This window comes from Lacrimispora amygdalina (assembly GCF_900205965.1).
Taxonomy (GTDB): domain Bacteria; phylum Bacillota; class Clostridia; order Lachnospirales; family Lachnospiraceae; genus Lacrimispora; species Lacrimispora amygdalina_A.
Window position 1 is genome coordinate 322,144 of the sequence record NZ_OAOF01000002.1, and the last position, 18,851, is coordinate 340,994.

21 protein-coding genes, 1 tRNA gene and 1 riboswitch are annotated in these 18,851 nt (G+C 43.3%); of the genes, 6 read left to right on the forward strand and 16 right to left on the reverse strand.

From position 1 onward, the window contains the following. Window position 1: 1 nt before the first annotated feature. The 4 genes from cobA to hemA are packed head-to-tail and all read right to left on the reverse strand — an operon-like array spanning window position 2 to window position 4,228. The gene (gene cobA, locus CRO04_RS04225) at window positions 2-1,513 is read right to left on the reverse strand and encodes a uroporphyrinogen-III C-methyltransferase (protein ID WP_097002976.1); all 1,512 of its coding nucleotides are present in this window, start codon (window positions 1,511-1,513) and stop codon (window positions 2-4) included. 18 nt (window positions 1,514-1,531) lie between these two features. Next, entirely contained in the window at window positions 1,532-2,434 is a 903-nt protein-coding gene (hemC, locus tag CRO04_RS04230) for a hydroxymethylbilane synthase (protein ID WP_097002977.1), read from the reverse strand. Further along, window positions 2,424-3,065 (reverse strand): precorrin-2 dehydrogenase/sirohydrochlorin ferrochelatase family protein, encoded by a 642-nt coding sequence (locus CRO04_RS04235; RefSeq protein WP_097002978.1) that lies wholly within the window; start codon window positions 3,063-3,065, stop codon window positions 2,424-2,426. Before CRO04_RS04235 ends, hemC begins: the two co-directional genes overlap by 11 nt. Window positions 3,066-3,067: 2 nt before the next feature. Continuing rightward, the gene (hemA, locus tag CRO04_RS04240; protein ID WP_097002979.1) at window positions 3,068-4,228 is read right to left on the reverse strand and encodes a glutamyl-tRNA reductase; all 1,161 of its coding nucleotides are present in this window, start codon (window positions 4,226-4,228) and stop codon (window positions 3,068-3,070) included. A gap of 159 nt (window positions 4,229-4,387) precedes the next feature. Between hemA and CRO04_RS04245 the strand changes: the two genes are divergently transcribed. Next, complete coding sequence (locus CRO04_RS04245; RefSeq protein WP_097002980.1) at window positions 4,388-4,882, forward strand: GNAT family N-acetyltransferase; 495 nt, start codon at window positions 4,388-4,390, stop codon at window positions 4,880-4,882. A gap of 77 nt (window positions 4,883-4,959) precedes the next feature. Here the strand turns inward: CRO04_RS04245 and CRO04_RS04250 are convergent, their stop codons facing one another. The 3 genes from CRO04_RS04250 to CRO04_RS04260 are packed head-to-tail and all read right to left on the reverse strand — an operon-like array spanning window position 4,960 to window position 7,249. After that, window positions 4,960-5,694 carry an amino acid ABC transporter ATP-binding protein gene (locus CRO04_RS04250; RefSeq protein ID WP_097003100.1) on the reverse strand — a complete coding sequence of 245 codons (735 nt, stop codon included), beginning with the start codon at window positions 5,692-5,694 and terminating at the stop codon, window positions 4,960-4,962. Between the two features lie 4 nt (window positions 5,695-5,698). After that, window positions 5,699-6,391, reverse strand: a complete 693-nt coding sequence (locus CRO04_RS04255; protein ID WP_097002981.1) for an amino acid ABC transporter permease — start codon at window positions 6,389-6,391, stop codon at window positions 5,699-5,701. Between the two features lie 18 nt (window positions 6,392-6,409). Continuing rightward, window positions 6,410-7,249 (reverse strand): basic amino acid ABC transporter substrate-binding protein, encoded by an 840-nt coding sequence (locus CRO04_RS04260; protein ID WP_097002982.1) that lies wholly within the window; start codon window positions 7,247-7,249, stop codon window positions 6,410-6,412. 181 nt (window positions 7,250-7,430) lie between these two features. Here CRO04_RS04260 and CRO04_RS04265 point away from each other — a divergent pair, with 181 nt between their 5' ends. Continuing rightward, window positions 7,431-8,207 (forward strand): YwaF family protein, encoded by a 777-nt coding sequence (locus tag CRO04_RS04265; protein ID WP_097002983.1) that lies wholly within the window; start codon window positions 7,431-7,433, stop codon window positions 8,205-8,207. Between the two features lie 38 nt (window positions 8,208-8,245). Then, window positions 8,246-8,677, forward strand: coding sequence for a C-GCAxxG-C-C family protein (locus tag CRO04_RS04270; protein ID WP_097002984.1), 432 nt, complete (start codon window positions 8,246-8,248; stop codon window positions 8,675-8,677). 12 nt (window positions 8,678-8,689) lie between these two features. Here the strand turns inward: CRO04_RS04270 and CRO04_RS04275 are convergent, their stop codons facing one another. The 8 genes from CRO04_RS04275 to CRO04_RS04315 all read right to left on the reverse strand — a co-directional run bounded on the left by CRO04_RS04275 (window position 8,690) and on the right by CRO04_RS04315 (window position 15,054). Further along, the gene (locus CRO04_RS04275; RefSeq protein ID WP_242974330.1) at window positions 8,690-10,027 is read right to left on the reverse strand and encodes a glycoside hydrolase family 30 protein; all 1,338 of its coding nucleotides are present in this window, start codon (window positions 10,025-10,027) and stop codon (window positions 8,690-8,692) included. Between the two features lie 17 nt (window positions 10,028-10,044). Beyond that, on the reverse strand, window positions 10,045-10,563 hold the full coding sequence (locus CRO04_RS04280; RefSeq protein WP_330400775.1) for a carbohydrate ABC transporter permease: 519 nt from the start codon (window positions 10,561-10,563) through the stop codon (window positions 10,045-10,047). 5 nt (window positions 10,564-10,568) lie between these two features. After that, entirely contained in the window at window positions 10,569-11,375 is an 807-nt protein-coding gene (locus CRO04_RS04285) for a cache domain-containing protein (protein WP_097002985.1), read from the reverse strand. After that, window positions 11,372-11,746, reverse strand: a complete 375-nt coding sequence (locus tag CRO04_RS04290; protein ID WP_097002986.1) for a helix-turn-helix domain-containing protein — start codon at window positions 11,744-11,746, stop codon at window positions 11,372-11,374. Before CRO04_RS04290 ends, CRO04_RS04285 begins: the two co-directional genes overlap by 4 nt. 221 nt (window positions 11,747-11,967) lie before the next feature. Next, entirely contained in the window at window positions 11,968-12,201 is a 234-nt protein-coding gene (locus tag CRO04_RS04300; protein WP_097002987.1) for a response regulator, read from the reverse strand. Between the two features lie 24 nt (window positions 12,202-12,225). Further along, on the reverse strand, window positions 12,226-12,957 hold the full coding sequence (locus CRO04_RS04305; RefSeq protein WP_097002988.1) for an N-acetylmuramoyl-L-alanine amidase family protein: 732 nt from the start codon (window positions 12,955-12,957) through the stop codon (window positions 12,226-12,228). Window positions 12,958-13,024: 67 nt separating this feature from the next. Further along, a complete protein-coding gene (locus CRO04_RS04310; protein ID WP_097002989.1) occupies window positions 13,025-14,620 on the reverse strand; it encodes a ClC family H(+)/Cl(-) exchange transporter in 1,596 nt (531 codons plus the stop codon). A 176-nt stretch (window positions 14,621-14,796) separates the two neighbouring features. Beyond that, entirely contained in the window at window positions 14,797-15,054 is a 258-nt protein-coding gene (locus tag CRO04_RS04315) for an HPr family phosphocarrier protein (RefSeq protein ID WP_242974331.1), read from the reverse strand. 171 nt (window positions 15,055-15,225) lie between these two features. Between CRO04_RS04315 and CRO04_RS04320 the strand changes: the two genes are divergently transcribed. Further along, window positions 15,226-15,311, forward strand: a tRNA-Ser gene (locus tag CRO04_RS04320). 122 nt (window positions 15,312-15,433) lie between these two features. Here the strand turns inward: CRO04_RS04320 and CRO04_RS04325 are convergent. Beyond that, on the reverse strand, window positions 15,434-16,306 hold the full coding sequence (locus CRO04_RS04325; protein WP_097003103.1) for an ECF transporter S component: 873 nt from the start codon (window positions 16,304-16,306) through the stop codon (window positions 15,434-15,436). 111 nt (window positions 16,307-16,417) lie between these two features. After that, window positions 16,418-16,496: riboswitch (ZMP/ZTP riboswitch) on the reverse strand. A gap of 65 nt (window positions 16,497-16,561) precedes the next feature. On the opposite strand from CRO04_RS04325, the gene CRO04_RS04330 reads away from it, so the two are divergent. Together CRO04_RS04330 and cooS are read left to right on the forward strand one after the other, a co-directional pair. Then, a complete protein-coding gene (locus CRO04_RS04330; RefSeq protein ID WP_097002990.1) occupies window positions 16,562-16,753 on the forward strand; it encodes a hypothetical protein in 192 nt (63 codons plus the stop codon). 51 nt (window positions 16,754-16,804) lie between these two features. Next, window positions 16,805-18,715, forward strand: a complete 1,911-nt coding sequence (gene cooS / locus CRO04_RS04335; protein WP_097002991.1) for an anaerobic carbon-monoxide dehydrogenase catalytic subunit — start codon at window positions 16,805-16,807, stop codon at window positions 18,713-18,715. Window positions 18,716-18,851: the final 136 nt, after the last annotated feature.

Below are 18,851 nucleotides of genomic sequence, written 5' to 3' on the forward strand. Positions count from 1 at the left end.
ATTACTCCTTTTCCCTGCACCAGTCTTTGCAGATGACTTCTGTCAGCCCTGAAATACTGTAAACCGGTGCAATTAAATCCGCTTCTCTGCCATAACGGGAGAGAGCCTTTGCGGTTATATCACCGATGCAGACTACTTTTAGATAGGCAGGTAAGGCCAGGGCCCTTTCTCTCTGAAAGAATGCATCCACACCCGAAGCGCTGGCAAAAGTTAAATAGTCAAGGTGAGCCAGGCTTTTTACTATTTGCTCCTGTTCCTTCTCTTTGAGTGCCACCTCATAAAGCACCCTGTCATCGTAGCATACCCCTGCTTCATCAAGAGCCAGATTAAGCTCCGGTGATCCGCCTGCTGACCGGGGAATGAGAAGCCGGTCCTCTTTTGTCAGCCGGGATATAAGTCCTTTTGCAAGATCCTTTACCTGATAGCGTTCCGGAATATAATCAGCATGAAAACCAAGTTTAAGCAGCTCGCTTTCCGTCCCTTTTCCTATCACTGCAAACTTTATCCTCCCCAGTGACCGCAAATCATATCCGCCCTCCAAAAGTCCGGCAAAAAATTCCCGGACTGCGTTGGCACTGGTTAAAATCAGCCAGGAATAGGTATTAAGATCTTTGTACGCTTCTATCATATCCTCACCCAAACGGCGGGATTTGATAGACAACGCCAATACACTGTCTGTTATTGCCCCGAGGGATAAAAGATCCTGGTTAAACCTGGCCGTAAAGGAATCGGTTCCGGTTATACCAATCCGGCACCCCTTAAGGGGAAGATTTATTGTAGAAGAAAAATCCAGGGCAGCCACATCTCCAGCGACAATAATAGCAGGACTTTTAATTTCCGCCTGTTTTACCTGTTCTTCAATATCTGCCAGTGTTCCACGGACCGTTCTCTGTTCCGGAAGCGTACCATTTTCAATCACTGCTGCGGGTGTGTTTTCTGGCTTTCCGTTGTTAATAAGCCCATTTACAATCAGAGAAAGATTGGAGAGACCCATTAAAAATATAAGCGTTCCGGATAACTTTGCAAAGGAACCAAAATCAGGCGGAAGCGTTCCGTTTTCAGAAAGGGTATGTCCTGTCATGACATGAAAGCTGCGGCTGACAGCCCTGTGCGTCACCGGAATTCCCGCCATGGAAAGTGCTGCCACGGCTGAGGTTACACCGGGCACCACCTCAAAGGGAATTCCCTCCTTTGAAAGTGCTGATATCTCCTCTCCCCCACGTCCAAATACAAAAGGATCTCCACCCTTTAAACGAACCACGTTTAAGCCTTCCTGTGCCAGTTTCACTAAGAGGCGGTTAATTTCCTCCTGCTTCATGGAATGGGCGCCGGCCCGCTTGCCTGCATAAATCTTTCTGCAGTGATCCGGCACCTCATCAAGGAAACAATCCGAAGCAAGAGAGTCATAAACAAGAGCATCACAGCTTTCAAGCCGTTTTAATCCTTTTTGGGTAATCAGGCCGGGATCACCGGGTCCCGCGCCTACTAAGTATACCACTCCGTTTTTCTTCATGATTTTCTCCGTTCTCTGTTAAAGTCCTTTTGCAGCCAGTTCTGCCAGACTGTCCAGTTCCTCTGTTTTCCCCTGAAGATGAATCCTTTTTATCTGGTCTTCTCTCCTGATGATTCCAAAGACTTCAATCTGTCCTTCCCTGATAATACGGGAATAAACTCCCACCGGTTCATGACAGCCTGCATTTAAAAGCTTTAATATCCTGCGTTCCAGTGTCAGACAGAGCCTCGCCTGCTTATTTTCAATTGCCCATATCTGCGGCCAGGTCTCCATCCCGATTCTGCCTTCTACAGCCAGGATTCCCTGTCCGCCGGCAGGAATCATGGTCTCGCAGTCAAAATACTGATAGGAAAAAGCTGGGTCTGCCTGAATACCCAGACGGTTTAATCCTGCTGCTGCAAGAATGATACCATCATAATCACCTTCCAAAAGCCGTTTTAAACGTGTCTGAACATTACCTCTTAAATTCTCACACCGGACCGGTATTCCCTTCCATAAGGAAGTTCCGATTTCTTCGATCTGAATTCTTCTTCTTAAGCTGGAAGTTCCGATTACAATCTCCTCTTTCCCGGTAAAATCACTGCCTTTTAAGGTAATGAGCACATCTCTTGGATCCTCACGTTCCGGAACCGCCACAATTGCTAAGCCTTCCTTTAAATCCATGGGAAGATCCTTTGCGCTGTGAACAGCCAGATCAATATCCCCCTGAAGGAGAGCATCTTCAAACTCTGTTACAAACACTCCCTTTCCGCCAAATTCCAGAAGGGGCTTGTTAAGAATCCTGTCCCCTTCTGTCTGCTTTTTCACCAGCTGCGCCGTCATACCAGGAAAGACCCTGGTCAAAGCATCTGCTACCAGCTGGGTCTGCGCCACGGCGAGTGCACTTTTTCTGGTTCCTATGCGGATTGTATCACTGTTCATGTTCCCCAAGCTTCCTTTCTATCAGTTCTATGGCCTGCTCTCTGGTAAATATTCCACCCTGACGGATTCCCTCTTTCACCATGGTCTTAAAAATCTCAGTCCTGACCGGAAGAGATGAAACCTTTTCTTTTACCAGCTCCCGATAGGAGCCAAGCTGGACAGCCAGCATACCAAATCCTGAGGGAATGGCCTGTCGGAAGCGTTTTTTTAAATACTGGGCAATGGTGGGGGAACTTCCTCCCGTGGATATTCCCACAACAATCTCTTCTTCCTTAATCAGAGCCGGAAAAATAAAACTGCATTCCTCCTGTACATCCACCACATTCACAGGAATCTTCTGCTGTCTGCAGGATACTGATATGTGCCGGTTCAGTTCTTCATCTGAAGTTGCAGCAATCACAAAATCCGCATCCTGTATGTCTGTATCCTCAAATCCCCGCTTCAATAAAGTCATGGATCCGTTACATTGTGCGGCGAGCTGTTCCATTTCAGGTATCATCTCCTTGGCAACTACGGTGATCTCTGGTCCAAAATCCTTTAGCACCAGTGCCTTTCTGTAAGCTACCATTCCACCGCCTGTAATCAGGCACTTTTTATCTGTAAGCTCTACGAAAAACGGAAAATAAGCCATTGTCACTCCTCTCTTAACCAGTCCTTTAAACCATCTATCGTACGCAGTACCACTTTTAAATCGTCGCTGGTAACATGATCCCGTATGCGGTATAAAAGGGTATCAAGGCGTTTCCCTGACAGCGCTTCCTTTAATTCATCCATCTGGGAAATATAAGGATGAAACAAAACTTCCTTTAACGCCCCATCCAGTTCTTCTTCCATAATCACTTTTGCAGAGTCCAGTTCTTTCAGTTTAATCTCCGTATTATTTTTTGATAATGTTTCAAAATAATCAATGTCATATAACGTAAGTCCGGAAAATTTCCCGATCTCCGGATCCATATCAACCGGAACCGCAACATCAATAAAAAGCCGCTTTTTCTCTGCACTCATACAGCCGGTCAGTTCTTCTCTGGTCACAGTATAGTGAGGTCCTGAAGTTGCACTTATTACCACATCCATCTCATTCATATAATTATATCGTTCTTTATAATCCACTTCTCTGATCCGGCTGCTGTCTGCCTTCAGCAGAAGATCGGAGGAATGGGTCCGCATTGTGCCGGTCACACGGATTCCCGGTTTGCTTAACAGATTCTTTGTTATGGTGCCTCCCATCTTTCCGGTCATGCCAATCACCATAACATTCTTGTATTCTCCATCTTTGCTGAAATGAAATACTTCATTTGCCACAAGGGTTGCGATGGAAAGAGGCGTCCTGGACAGTCTGGTGTCTGTTTTTATCCGTTTTGCCGCTGCCATCGCTTTTTGAAACAGCACATTCAGCTCATAATCCGCTGCTGCTGATTCTTTTGAAAACTGATAAGCCTCCCTTACCTGCCCCAGTATCTCATCTTCCCCTAATACCATGGAGTCGAATCCGCAGGTAACCTTAAACAGATGCCGTATGGCATTCTCATCGTTATAAACATTAAGGTATTTGATCAGCTCTCCCAGACGGACTCCTTTTAAATCAGCAGCCTCCCGCTGAAGCTCGCCAATGGCATATCTGGATCCTGAAACATAAATCTCACTGCGGTTACAGGTACAAAGAACCACAACCCCGGTTATGCAATCCTTTTTCATCAGACGGTATATTAGTTCTGTCTTTTCCTTCGTAGTAAAGGCAAATTTTTCTCTGATACTCACTGGAGCCTTCTTATGGCTCACACTCATACAATACATGTTCGTTCCAGCTTTCTTATCTTAACATCGTAATTAAAACCATGTTCCTATTCTACCACAACCCTATACACAGGGCAATGGAGTGTTAAAACTCCAATTGCATTTTTTCAAATGCGATGTATAATAAGTAAAAATAAATTTGAGAAGGAGAACTTGCTTATGAGAATCAGAACTGTCAGACCAGAAGACTCGGATCAACTTATAAGAATGCTGAAACAGCTGGATACAGAAACAAGCTTTATGATGTATGAACCTGGAGAACGTACTTCTACTGCAGATGAAATGAAACATAGAATTAAACATTGGGAAAGCTCTGGTTCGCTTTTTCTTCTTTTGGAACATGAGGGAGATTTAGCTGGTTTTCTTTCTGCCTCCAGGGATGCGCCTAAAAGAGTCCGTCACTGCGCCTATCTTGTCATTGGAATATTAAAGGGCTACAGAGGAATGGGATACGGAACAAAGCTTTTTGAGGAGATGGAAAAGTGGGCAAGGGAAAATGCAGTAACAAGGCTGGAACTGACCGTCGTGACTGAAAACGAACAGGCACGTCATCTGTATGAAAAGATGGGATTTGTAATTGAGGGAAAAAAAGAACGTTCCATGATTGTTGACGGAACAGCTGTTGATGAATATTGTATGGCAAAGCTGTTATAGATATTGAGGCAGAAATTCCCCTGATTCGAAAACGCTAAAAAGAAGCGCTTATCAAAATCAGGGGAATGCTTTTTTATTTAAAGCACCTTACTTAAGAACAATTTCAGCCTGTCATTCTTCGGATTCGCAAAAAATTCTCCAGGCTCATTCTCCTCCAGAAAATAACCACCATCCATAAACATAACTCTGGTAGCCACCTCTCTGGCAAATCCCATCTCATGTGTAACCACAACCATGGTCATCTTCTCATCAGCCAGTTCCCGCATAACGGTCAGAACTTCTCCTACCATCTCCGGATCCAGAGCTGAAGTCGGCTCATCAAAAAGCATCACATCCGGATTCATGCACAGAGCGCGGACTATGGCAATTCTCTGCTTCTGGCCGCCGGAGAGCTGATTGGGATAGGAATCCGCCCGGTCAGCAAGCCCTACTTTCTGAAGAAGCTTTAAGGCCTGTTCTCTGGCCTCTTTTTCACTTTTTCCCTGAAGCTTTACAGGGCCAAGCGTTAAGTTCTTTAAAATCGTCATGTGAGGGAATAAGTTGAACTGCTGGAAAACCATCCCCATTTTCTGACGGTGCTTGTCAATATTGGTTTTTTTATCTACGATATCAGTGCCTTCAAAAAGAATATGACCGCCGCTGGGTTCTTCCAGCCGGTTTAAGCAGCGAAGGAATGTGCTTTTACCAGAACCAGAGGGACCGATGACACAAACCACATCACCTTTGTATATATCAACGGAAATATCCTTAAGGACTTCCATTTCACCAAACTTCTTTCCCAGATTCTGTACCTGAATCAGAGGTTTTTCCATATTATTAATGCTCACTTCTCTGCAGCCTCCTCTCCAGTACTTTTACCAGCTGTGAAAACAGCATAACCATAACCAGATAAATGACAGCCACTGCTAACAGAGGCATGAACGCAGAATAAGTGCGGCTCTTAATGATATCTCCGCCTTTGGTTAAATCCTGCAGTCCTATGTAACCTGCAACTGAGGTTTCCTTTAAAAGCACAATAAACTCATTGGCAAGAGTAGGAACTACATTCTTAAACGCCTGGGGCATGATGATAAACCACATGGTCTGGGCATAATTAAAGCCCAGACTTCTTCCTGCTTCAAACTGTCCCTTTTCAATGCTGCTGATACCGCTTCGGAAGATTTCAGCCACGTAGGCACCGGAGTTGATGCCGAATGCTACAACCGCAGTAAATACCTGTCCCGGATCATGAAAGGAAAAGATCACAAAATACATGATCATGAGCTGAACCACGACTGGCGTTCCGCGAATTACCGTCAGATAGACGCCGCAGATCCAGTTGAGTACTTTCAGCTTATGCGTATTTTCATAGGTTGACCGTATCACTGCCACCAAAAATCCCAGCAGTATTCCGATTAATACTGCAAAAAACGTAATTTTCAGCGTATTCTGCAATCCGTCGGTAATGTATTTCCAACGGTCGTCTACGATAAAATTCTGATAGAAATCATCTCTTAGCTTTTCCCACATGGCACTCTTCCTTTTTTCTTATTCTGCTGTGATGTATTTATCCACAATCTTCTGAAGCTCACCGGAATCTTTTAATTCCTTGATTGCAGCGTTCATCTTATCTAAAAGTTCCGTATTGCCTTTCTTAACAGCAATTGCATATTCTTCTTCTGTAAAAGCTTCGTCAAGAATCTTTAAACCTGCGTTCTCTTTTACAAATACTTTCGCTGGTTCACGGTCAATTACCACAGCATCTATTTTTCCCTGGGTAAGAGCCATAACTGCTTCCATTCCCTTGTTATAACGATTGATTTCCGCATCTTTAATGTCACCTGCATAAATATCTCCGGTTGTTCCGGTCTGAACGCCGATCTTCTTTCCGTCTAAATCTGCAGGAGTCTTAATCTCGCTGCCTTCTTTTACAATAATAACCTGGGCTGCCTGTGCATAAGTATCAGTAAAGTCCACGTTTTTCTTACGGTCTTCATTTACAGTCATACCAGCTGCTGTAAAATCTGCCTTGCCGGACTGAACAGCAGGAATCAGGGAATCAAATGCCATATCCTGAATCTCCAGCTCCATGCCCATCTTATCTGCAATAGCTTTTGCTATGTCAGCATCAATTCCTACGATATCGTTATTCTCATGATATTCGTAAGGAGGGAACTCTGCGTTGGTTACCATAACCAGCTTGCCGCCTGCAGCTGAGCTTTCTGCTTCTGCTTCTGCTTCTGCTTCTGCTTTTGTTGTTTCTGTTCCTGCTTTTGTTGTTTCTGCTTCTGCTGCTTTTGTAGTCTCTGTTTTTGCAGGTGTGCCGCATGCAGTTAATACAGCTGCCATGCATAGTGCCACTGCAATTGCAATTTTATTTTTCTTCATAATAATTCCTCCTCTTATACACAAATCTGCATAATTATAAAATCAGTATCAGTTATACATTATATAGCATTTTCGGAATTAATCAAGTACTTCGGCGGAAGATTGTTCAATTGCCTTGCATGTTTTTTCCCTATCTATTATAATATAGCTGATTGTTAATCAGGGAAGAAAGGGAACCGATATGAAGGATATCCTTGTAAAAACGGCATGGCCCATGACACCGCCTGCCCCCTACTCGCTTTTTCATCTGTTTTTTGTCTCTGCAGGACTTTTTTGGGTAGTTTTACTGTCCTATTACACCACAAGAAAATTTAAAAATGACCGGATACCCCGACTTTTGTTCTTCTGCGGTATTGTACTGGCTGCCTCAGAATGCTACAAACAATTATTCTTATATTATGTGGTAAATGACCAGACATACAACTGGTGGTATTTTCCATTTCAGCTGTGTAGTCTGCCCATGTATTTCTGTCTGGTGCTGCCATTCGTGTCCGCCCCCGGCAAAAAGACGGTGCTCTACACTTTTATGCAGGACTTTAACCTTTTAGGCGGAATTATGGCTCTGGCAGAGCCCTCGGGGCTGTTTCATCCTTACTGGGTCCTGACCATCCATGGACTGATCTGGCATCTGCTGCTGATTTATATTGGTCTGGTAATTGCCTTTTCCCGCTGTTCCGATACCACTTTACGGGGATTTGCCCGCACACTTCCTTTGTTTTTTATCTGCTGTATTGTGGCTTCCGTCATCAACCGGACAGCAAAACCTTTGGGGCAGGCAGATATGTTCTACATATCTCCTTATTATCCGTCCGCCCAGATTGTCTTTCATGATATTGCGGTAAACTATGGGATTTCCATGGGGAACGCCTTCTATCTGGCAGCCACCTGCCTGGGAGGTTTTGTGTTTCATGTGATATTTGAAAAATTTCATCTTTATTCTTCCCGGCAGAATTCGTGACCGGGTATATAATTTTACATCATCAGGAGGAATGACACATGTCAGATTTAACTAGTGACAGAGCTGAGGAAGCTCTTAAAAAACACGCCAGCGGTTATAATTGTGCGCAGGCTGTTTCCTGCGTTTTCTGTGACATAACCGGTGTGGATGAAGAGACCATGTTCCGTTTTACAGAAGGCATGGGACTTGGGATGGGAGGAATGGAAGGCACATGCGGTGCCATAGGTGCTGCTGCCGTCTTATCCGGATTAAAAAACAGTACGGCCAAACTTGACAAGCCGGACTCCAAAAGAGTGTCTTATGAGGCTTCCAGATCTTGTCTTACAAGCTTTAAAGAACAGAATGGTAGTGTTGTGTGTAAGGATTTAAAAGGAATTGAGACCGGTAAAGTACTGCGTTCCTGCAATGACTGCATCACAGATGCGGTAAAAATTATTGAACAGAAACTATTTTCAGAAGAATCGGAATAAAATCCGATTCTTCTATTCTTTGATCACTCCGGTTGTAATGGAAGAAGCTTTTGCCATACATTTCACCAGTTTACCGGACAAACGGAGTGTATAAGGAAGATCAGTGCTGTAATTGTTTAAAACAATAACTGCAATGGAGCGGTCCGGATTTTCCCAGGCAGTTACATCAAGCCGGGACGTATAAGTGGTCGTAGCAATTCTGACAGCTCCCGGCTTTATAAAATGAGTAAAATGCCAATAGTATCGAAGAACATACCGTTCTTCCAGTTCTTTTGTTTCTTCGTTATAAAGGAAAGGAGCGTCACAGTAATTTCCGGTATGATTGGGACCTCCTTTTTCGTCAAGAAGAACGTTCCAGTCATAGAATCCGCTCATACCATGATTTAAATTGCCGATCATGTCATGGGCCAGCCTTCCGGCATTGACGGACTGGTCGTCCTTTCCGAATTTGGAAAACTCCAGACAGCTTTCTGATAAGATCAGCTTTTTATCCGGAAATTTCTCCTGTATCAGAGACAGGGCATCAAAATGATCTCCGCTGTACCAGTGAAACGCCACACCTGAGACCAGTTTCTCCGTCCGATCGCTCATCACCTCACAGGCACGCTCAAATGCCCGTTCCTTATTGTGATCCCATATAAGCAGCTCTATCTGGTCTAATTGGTTCTTCTTCATCTCCGGCACCAGATAATCTCTGATAAAAGTCTGTTCTTCCCCTGCTGTGTAAACACAGGAATCCCATGGCTGTACCGCTTTTGGCTCATTTTGTATGGAAAGCCTCTGTATGTGATAACCTCTGTCTGTATATTCTTTAATATACCGGCATAGATATCTTGCCCAATGGCTGTAATATTCCTTCTTTAAAGCCCCTCCCTCTTTCCGGCTATGATTTGTTTTCATATAAGCGGGAGGCGACCATGGCGAAAGCATAACCGGCAGTTTCCGTTTGCAGTAAGCTTCTGCTCTGTCTAAAAGAGGAAGCAGATACCGCTCCACATCCTGAAAACTGAAATCATGAAATTCCAGGTCTTCTTTATCATCATCTGCCGCATACATATGAGTGGAAAAATCACAGCTGTCCACAGGAATCCTGACCATATGGTAATTCATATACTCAGGGGAAAAATACTGCTCAAGAAGCATATTCTGCTGCTCCCTGCTCATTTTTGAAAAAACATAACCGGCTGCATCGGTAAATGCACCTCCAAACCCTTCCATCGTCTGATAACGCATATGGGGATAAAGATTTATCACCTCATTTTCTGTTCCGTCGTCGGGAAGAAAACGATCTTCCATTTCTTCCCTGATAAGCTTTGATGCTTTATAAGTCAGATACTGATGTATGTTCAACGGGAAACCTCCTTTTCCTACCCCTTAACTGCTCCAAGTGCCACTCCTTTTGTGATGTGACTATTTAAAATAATGTAGATGATTAAAGCCGGGGCTGCGGACAATGCCATTACTGCAAACTGAACAGCATAGTTTGAAGAATACTGCCCGGTGAACTCCAGGATGCAAAAGGGAAGCGTCTTCCATTTTTTACTGCTTAAATAGGTAATTGCCAGCATAAATTCATTCCAGTTATTTAAATAAGTCATGATTGATACCGTGACAATGGAAGATTTCATCAATGGAAAAATAATAATAGCCAAAATGCGGTATATACCACAGCCATCAATCAACGCAGCCTCTTCTAATTCCTTTGGAATAGAGCTCATAAAACTGGTAGTAAGGAAAAAGCCCTGAGGCAGTGAGAATGCCACATAAGGTATCAGCAGCGCCCATATGGTATCTGTTAAACCCAGCTTGTCATAGATCACGTAATTGGGAAGCAGAGTTGCATGGACAGGAATCATCATACCCATGACCATAAGAATCGATGCCACATGTTTCAGCTTCGCATCATATGCCAGCCGTTTGATATGGCAGCACTGTTGTAAATGCTGTAGTACTGATCTCCTATTTTCACATCACGGTAGAAGGCTTCCTTCTCTCCAAAGCAGCTGATATACGGTTCCTCCAGCAATTCTCCGGTAAGCGATCTGGAACTTGCTGCCAGAATCCGTCCTTCCTCATTAACTAAAAACACATTTCCTGTCTGGGATAAATCGATATCGGAAATTATGTCATATAAGCTTTTCTCATTCACATCAAGTGCAACATAGCCAAGAGAATCTTTATACGGAAAACCATACAGTTTTTTCATCAGGACAATATGTCCCTTACTTACTTCCCAGTACTGGTTTTCGCTCCGGATATATTCCCTGATATCCAGAGGTGGACTGATGCGTATTTTGGTATACGTATACTCTCTCCCTGAATCAGAGCGTATGCTGATCGCATTGATTTCCTGTCTGAGCAGGGCGTAGGAGGAAAGGATTTCCCTGATATTGCTGTGGAGACGGTAATAAGCCAGCCTGTCATCTGAAAGCTCCTGCTCGGATTTTAAGGAAGTTTGTATGGTATCATTACCATTGATATAGAAAGCAACATTCTCAATGTCAGTGACTGTACTGTCAATTTTAGAAAGTGTGACTGATGCAAGATTTTTTAAGTAATCATTGGTTTTAACCGCCAAAATTCTTCTTGCATAGGAAAACTCCATTATAGAAAGGAAAATAACAGGAATCAGAATCAGAGTAAGAAAAAGAAACATCAGCTTACTGTGAAAATTTTGTCTGGGATACCATTTTTTCATAACTGAGTTGTCTCCGTAAACTTTTGAAAGGGATTGACTGCCTGACTGCCTGATTTCCGGTATTCATAGGGTGTCATCCCATAGTTCTTTTTAAAAATCTGTCCGAAATACCGTTCATCTGAGATACCGATTCTGCTGCAGATCTCCCCGTTTTTCATCTTTGTTTCCGTAAGGTATTTTGCAGCGTAATACATTCGCACAGATGTAAGAATCTCAAGAAAAGTATATCCTGTCTCTTTTTTTATATAATGGCTCATGTAAACGGTTGTAAAATGAAACTCTTCAGAAAGAACCGATAAGCTTAACTCTCTGTCATAATTTTCATAAATATATTTTATGATTTTACCGATCCGCCCCTCTTCCGCCTCCAAAATCTCTTTTGCAGGCTTAACAAGAGCCGAATACCCCTGGATTTTAGATTCCAGTTCCTCCAGCTTTTGTTTGGTCTTTGCTTCCTGGTCATACTTCTCACATGCATTCTTTACACATGCAATAATTTCGCCGGGTGTGGAGGGCTTTAAGATATAGTCAAATACCCCCAGGGAAATAGCTTCTTTTGCATATTCGAATTCCCCGTATCCTGTCAGAAGAATTACTTTTGCCTCCGGATAGTTTTGCAGCGTACGTTTTGCAGCTCTATCCCGGATAACCCTGGCATACGGATGTCTGTCAGAAGAATATCGATCTCCTGGCTGTCAATCCATTCCTCTGCCTGGATTCCGTCTTTTAAAATCCCCACAACCTCAATCTCATTTTCCTTCCAGGGCAGCATGCCGAGTCCCTGTCTGATAACGGCTTCATCATCAACAATTAATAATCGGTACATCGCAATCCCCCATTGCCTGTAGTTTTACTCCTTATTATCCCCTGTTCTTTCCGTCTTTACATCTTTCAGGAACTGCTTCCATGCGTCCTCATGTGCTACAAAATATCTGGGACAATCCTTCCCAGTAGCATCATAATGCCGGATTACGTCCTTTTCTGTCAGTTTCAGTTCTCTGCACAGCCAGGCTGTCAGCTTCACTAAAGAATCATAGGTCTGGTCATTAAACTTACCGGTTTCATCCGGGTGGCAGCATTCTATGGAAATCGTATCTTTATTTTTTTCCCTGTTGGTGGCATAAGCTACCTCGTAGACCGGTATTTCCTGAAGAATCTCTCCTTGCAGTCCGATGATAAAATGACTGCTTGCAGAAATCTTTTTCTCTCCTGTCTGGTCCTTTAAGCTGGCAAAGTAATCCCTGTTCTGCTTCGCAGTCGTCCCGGGATTGGCAACATAGTGAACTACAATGCCATTAATCCGTTTCATGGTGGTTCCGGGTCTTGAATAGGGATTGACTTCAATGAAATCCTGCTCTACATAATCCGGCATGGTGATTGACTGTATATCCACATAGTTTCTGCCAAACAGAGTAATTAATACCCATATCAAGCAGGATAGCACTCCTGCCCACAGCAAAAACCGGAGACATATGTATAAGTATGCCCTTCTTTTCTTCTTTTTCTTTTGTTTATACCGGCGAAGTCTTGATCTGCGCCGGCGTTCCAGTTCATCCATTCCATCTTTTGTCTGATTATTCATGGTGAAAACTCCTGATCTGTCTTTTCTAACAGTTTACGTCTTTACACCGGAAAAAGTCAAATTATTTTCAGGATTCTATCTGGGTTCTTTCTTCCATCTTAACTGTCTCACACACGTCCTGCAAAACCACATGAAGCTTTCCCTGGGCAGATTCATCACAGAGAATGACGATCTTGTCACCTGCAAGAAATTTGGTTTCACCTCTGGGAACAAATTCAGCTTCTCCCCTGAACAGAGAGATCAGGAGACATGTTCTCGGCCACTGGATTTCAGAAACCTTTCGTCCTTCTGCAATACTTCCATGAAATATCATTCCCTCCACCAGCACTTTTTCTCCGGTAAGGGACGTATCCCTGTTGGGATTCAATCTTTTTAACAGCCGGTGGAGAAGCTGATCATAAACAGGAGCACACCGGACCATATCAGGTATCACATAGGCAATCAGAGAAACAAGGGACAGGGAAAGTAAGTGGCTAAAGCTGCCTGTCATTTCACTGATCAGAATAATACCGGTAATAGGGGCTCGGACAATCGCAGAGAAATACCCGGCCATACCCAGTATGATAAAATTGCCCAGAAGCCCATTAAGGGAATTGGTCATGAGTTCCATTCCGCTGAAGTATATGCTGCCGATGACTGCGCCAAGCACAAGAAGAGGCAGAAAAATACCGCCCGGAGCACCGGATCCAAAGCTTAGAATGGAAAATGAAAATTTCAACAGGAACAGAAGACACATTGCCCCAAATAACATCTCGCCTGAGGTCAGCACCTCTACCAGCGGATGACCACCGCCCAGTACCTGGGGATAATAAAGACCAAACACTCCCGCCAGTATAAAGGGAATCATCAACCGAAAAAACTGACTTGGAATTTTCTGATAAAGATCCTGGGTTTTTGAAAGGGAAGTATTATACAGCACACCCATCGCACCAATAATCACGCCAAATAATATTACATATCCATAACATTTAAGAGGAATCATTTCTGTAATATTAAGATTGAAAATCGGCTTTAAACCAAATACATTACGGGAAACGAAATCTGCAGTGATGGATGATGCCATTGTGGATAAGAGAATTTCCGGTGAAAAATGTTTATGTACCTCTTCCAGGGAAAACAATACACCGGCGATCGGCGCATTAAAAGCTGCAGAAAGACCTGCACTTGCACCACATGTGATTAACAGCTTTTCTTCTGTCTTAGACCTTTTTGAAATGCGGGAAAGTCCTTTTCCTGCCATGGCACCCAGCTGAATACTTGGGCCCTCCCGTCCCAGGGAAAGTCCGAAGCCAAGTGATACCAGTCCGCCTAAAAGCTTTGCAAGAAGGGTTTTCCACCAGCAGGGATCCAGTTCACCTATCATCTCCCCTTCTACCTGTGGAATTCCGCTTCCTGAAATTAAAGACTCCCATTTAAGCATAATTGTAACAAAGAGAGCACCTGCAGTGAGTACAAGAAACCAGATGACACTCATAAGCGGATTCCCCTTCACAGCATTCAACACCCATTTAAGGAGCTCATCTCCATGGCTGAGTAAGTACCGAAAGAACACAACCACTAAACCGGCTAAGGCGCCCGTTACAATTCCTTCCAATATCAATTCATAACGAAAACTTCGGTAACGGTTTATCGTTTTCTGTACCGTATGACCTTCCGTTTGCATAACGCTTTTTCCTCCTGTAAATCATTATTTTATGGTCGACTTGCACACAATATAAAATTATAGCTCCTGAATGTGCCGATTGCAAGGCAAAATCCGGAATACTTCCAAAATAAACCGGCTGCATCTTGTACTTCTGACAGGAAAAAGCCGGTTTATTTCTTTTTTGATTATTCTGTTTATGCTGCGTAGTCCACTAACTGCTCCGGTGAAAATGTTTCATTATAGCAGATGATTTCCACCTGTTTTCCGATTCCGATAATCATAACTCCCATCAGTGATTTTCCGTCGATCACCAACTGGTTGCATCTGACTTTTATTTCAAAACTGCACCGCTCCGCCTTAACTACAAATGCCACCAGTTCTTCCACAGTGGAAAATGTGTGCTTGATCTTTCTCACTCCAGACACCATCTTTCTTTTCATCGTCTCGTTCATGATTTTCACTAAATAAACCTTGTTTTTTTTCTCAATCATGTGCACATTAACTATTTATTCCTATTATTTCCACCAGGTGAGCGGTTATACCGGAAAAGTGTATTTTTTTTAAGGAAAAGACTACCCAAATTTTGAATTATCGTGTATAATTGTGTCGTTGTGTTTTCAAATGGAAGCGTATCGAAGTGGTCATAACGAGCCGCACTCGAAATGCGGTTGTCCGTAAGGGCACGTGGGTTCGAATCCCACCGCTTCCGCTATAACATCAGGACAAAATAAAGGGCAATTTTGAAGCGGCTGTGTTCTTCGTAACTGAAAAACACAGCCGCTTTAACCATAGTTTCGATAAATCCATCCTTTTGCAAACCTTCATATTATTTTAGTTTTTATCTGTACGCAGCTTCCTTAAAATTTCCAGTAGCACGGCAACAAAATATGCTTTCACCGTATTGCCAAGGATTTCTTCAATTACTCTGGGAATCCATATAACTGCAAACGGCAGTACCTTCCATGCGGTAAAGATTGTTTCACGAAGGACGATGGTATTAAGGGTGGTAACAATCAAGCCGGAACCAATCATAGCGATAAGCAGTTGGGGGATCTGCCCCTTGCTTGTATCATGATTAAGCCTTTTCGTTATGAAAAAATCAGCGGCTAACAACAGGATACCGAGAGCCGCGCATACAATCATTGCGGTCGTGACCCAAGTAATGTAGGTTTTAAGATTCCCCGATGGATCTTTTACATCAATGGTTCTTTCAATCAGCATTTTGCTGATAAGGTGCATGTTGTCTGTATTGATGTTTTCTTTTTGTACCTGATTGTAGAATTCACTATTAACGCCATCGGCAGCCAGAAACGCATGATCGAAAATACCTGCTGATAACATGAGTGCGGAAAAAATTAAAACTGCAATTCTCATTTTCTTGCTGTCTTTGTTGCGAAGGGCAGACCATAATGCGCCCCGGATAAAACCACCGGCAGCTACGACCAGTGTCATGAGAGGGATATAGGTTCCAACAGGTTTCAAAAGGTAACCCAAAAAGTCAGACAGCCCGGACACAACAGAGCCATACACAGGTCCAAATAAAAGGGATGGCATAATGGAAAAAATGCCGGAGATGCCAACGCTCATACCATTTTGTCCAAACACGGGTATGTAGAAAGAAAATGCTGTTTTCAAAACGAGTGAAATACTCAGGAATACCGCAGAGATTGTGATGCGGCGCACATATAAAGATGATTCTTTCAATTTAAACTTCTCCCTTCTTAAATAGAACATGAAATTTACACTGCTCATGATTAAAATGTTCTTTGAATGGTATTAACTCATTCAGAAAATAAAAAAGGCCCACTAATCCAAGCATCATGCCCAGACGGTCGGCTTCAAAAACGCTGTACTCCCTGTGGTTATTCCACTTCCGTCAGTTATACAGCGTATTCATGCTATCACTACTTCTTAAGATTGTCAACTCATCAAGGTTGGCTCGAATACAGCGGTATTAAAATGGATGTAGTATCGGCTGATATTTATATCACCATGCAGGATTTAACGGGGAATCGCATCGACAGCACAACCGGATTGAATAATAACTACTCCATCAATCACCCCTTTGGCGGCTCTGCATCCTGTTACTTTTCCGTTGAAAGAAGCAGAATAGTCGATTTTGAAGAGAGAATGGAGGAATCGCTGAATTGATTTTTCTCAAAACTGACATACTACCTTTGATAATAAGAAATGGAGGTCACTATGTCAGAAGCAGTTTTAGAAAAACCAAAGGATCGTGTCAGTTATCACGATTCCGTAGAAGAAATGCTGGTACGAATCAGAGATGATGGTTTATCCAGCGTATTCTCAAGATTTGACGAGCAGGAAAAGATACGGTGCAAATTTTGTCTCCAGGGCCTTAGCTGTCAGCTGTGCACTAATGGTCCCTGCCGGATTAATGAACAGAAAGGTCCTGAAAAAGGCGCCTGCGGAATCGGTCCGGATGCCATGGCTATGAGAAATCTCCTTATGAGAAATATCATGGGAGCTGCTACTTATGCACATCATGCCTATGAAGCATTTCGGACGCTGAAAGAAACAGGAAAAGGAAATACCACATTTCAGATCACTGATACGGAAAAACTGAAGTGGATGTGTGAAAAGACGGGAATTGACACCAGTCAGTCCGTCAATGAGATGGCAACCTGCCTTGCTGAGTTATTGGATCGGGAAATGAAAGTGAATCCCGATCAGCACAGTATTATGGTGGAGGCATTTGCGCCAAAAAAGAGGAAAAAAGTATGGCATGATCTAAATATTTATCCTTCCGGAATTGAACATGAGGTGCAAAACAGCATTGCCAGCTGTCTGACCAATGTGGATGGAGACTATGTCTCTCTTGCAAAAAAAGCATTGCGGCTTGGTCTGTCCACCATCTACACCGCTCAAATCGGTCTTGAAATGACCCAGGACATTTTGTTCGGCACTCCGATGCCCCATGAAGTAGATGTGGATTTAGGCATTATGGACCCGGATTATGTAAACATTGCATTTAACGGTCATCAGCCATGGATTGGTGCTGCTGCCCTTATGAAAGCCAGAACAAAAGAATTTCAGGAGCTGGCAAAGCAATGCGGTGCAAAGGGAATTCACATCGTAGGCTCGATTGAAACAGGACAGGAACTTCTCCAGAGATTTGAAATGGATGATGTTTTTGTTGGACTGATGGGCAACTGGCTGGCCATTGAACCTTTCTTAGCTACAGGAACAGTGGACGCATTTGTCATGGAGGAAAACTGCTCTCCGCCTGCCATTGATCAGTATGCAGAAAAATATCAGGTTGCCCTTGTCAGCGTCAGCACCATCATTGGTGTTCCCGGAACGGAACACGAAATGCCTTACTATCCTCAAAAAGCGGAAGAAATGGCTGAGAAATGTATTCACATTGCAATTGAGAACTTCAAAAAAAGACATGATAAAATTAAACCCATGGTACCTGGTCATGTTCAGAAAGCAATTGCCGGCTTCTCAACGGAGGCCGTACTGAATGCAATCGGAAATGACTTACAAAATCTTGTAGATGTTATTGCAAAAGGACAGCTCAAAGGAATTGTTGCTCTGGCTAACTGTTCCACCTTAAGAAACGGCCCTCAGGACTGGAATACTGTAAACCTGGCAAAACAGCTGATTAAAAGAGATATCCTGGTAGTAGCCGGGGGGTGCGGAAACCATGGTCTTGAGGTTGCAGGCATGTGTAATCTGGATGCAATTAACGAAGCCGGAAGCGGCTTAAAGGCAGTCTGCAGCGCACTGAAGATTCCTCCGGTATTAAGCTTTGGTACCTGCACTGATACAGGAAGAATCTCCATGCTGGTAACAGCTCTGGCTGACTATCTTGATGTGGATATCTCTGATCTACCCATCGCAGTCACCGCACCGGAATGGATGGAGCAGAAAGCTACCATAGACGGAGTATTTGCTGTTGCTTACGGTGCCTTCACTCATCTTTCCCCTACCCCGTTTATCACTGGCGCACCTAAGCTTGTGAAACTGCTCACAGAGGATGTGGAAAGTTTAACTGGAGGTAAAGTGGCTCTGGGAGATGATCCTGTGGAAGTGGCGGAAAAAATAGAGAGCCATATCATGAAAAAACGAAAAGGAATGGGTCTGTAATAAAAGTATATGCAACTAAGAAGGAGGGACCGTATATTTCCTCCTTCTTAGTTCACAATTGCAATAATTTTTAAAATATTAGAATTTATAGCGTTAATCTGTATCATAATCTGCTGTATTAAATATCAAAAGAACC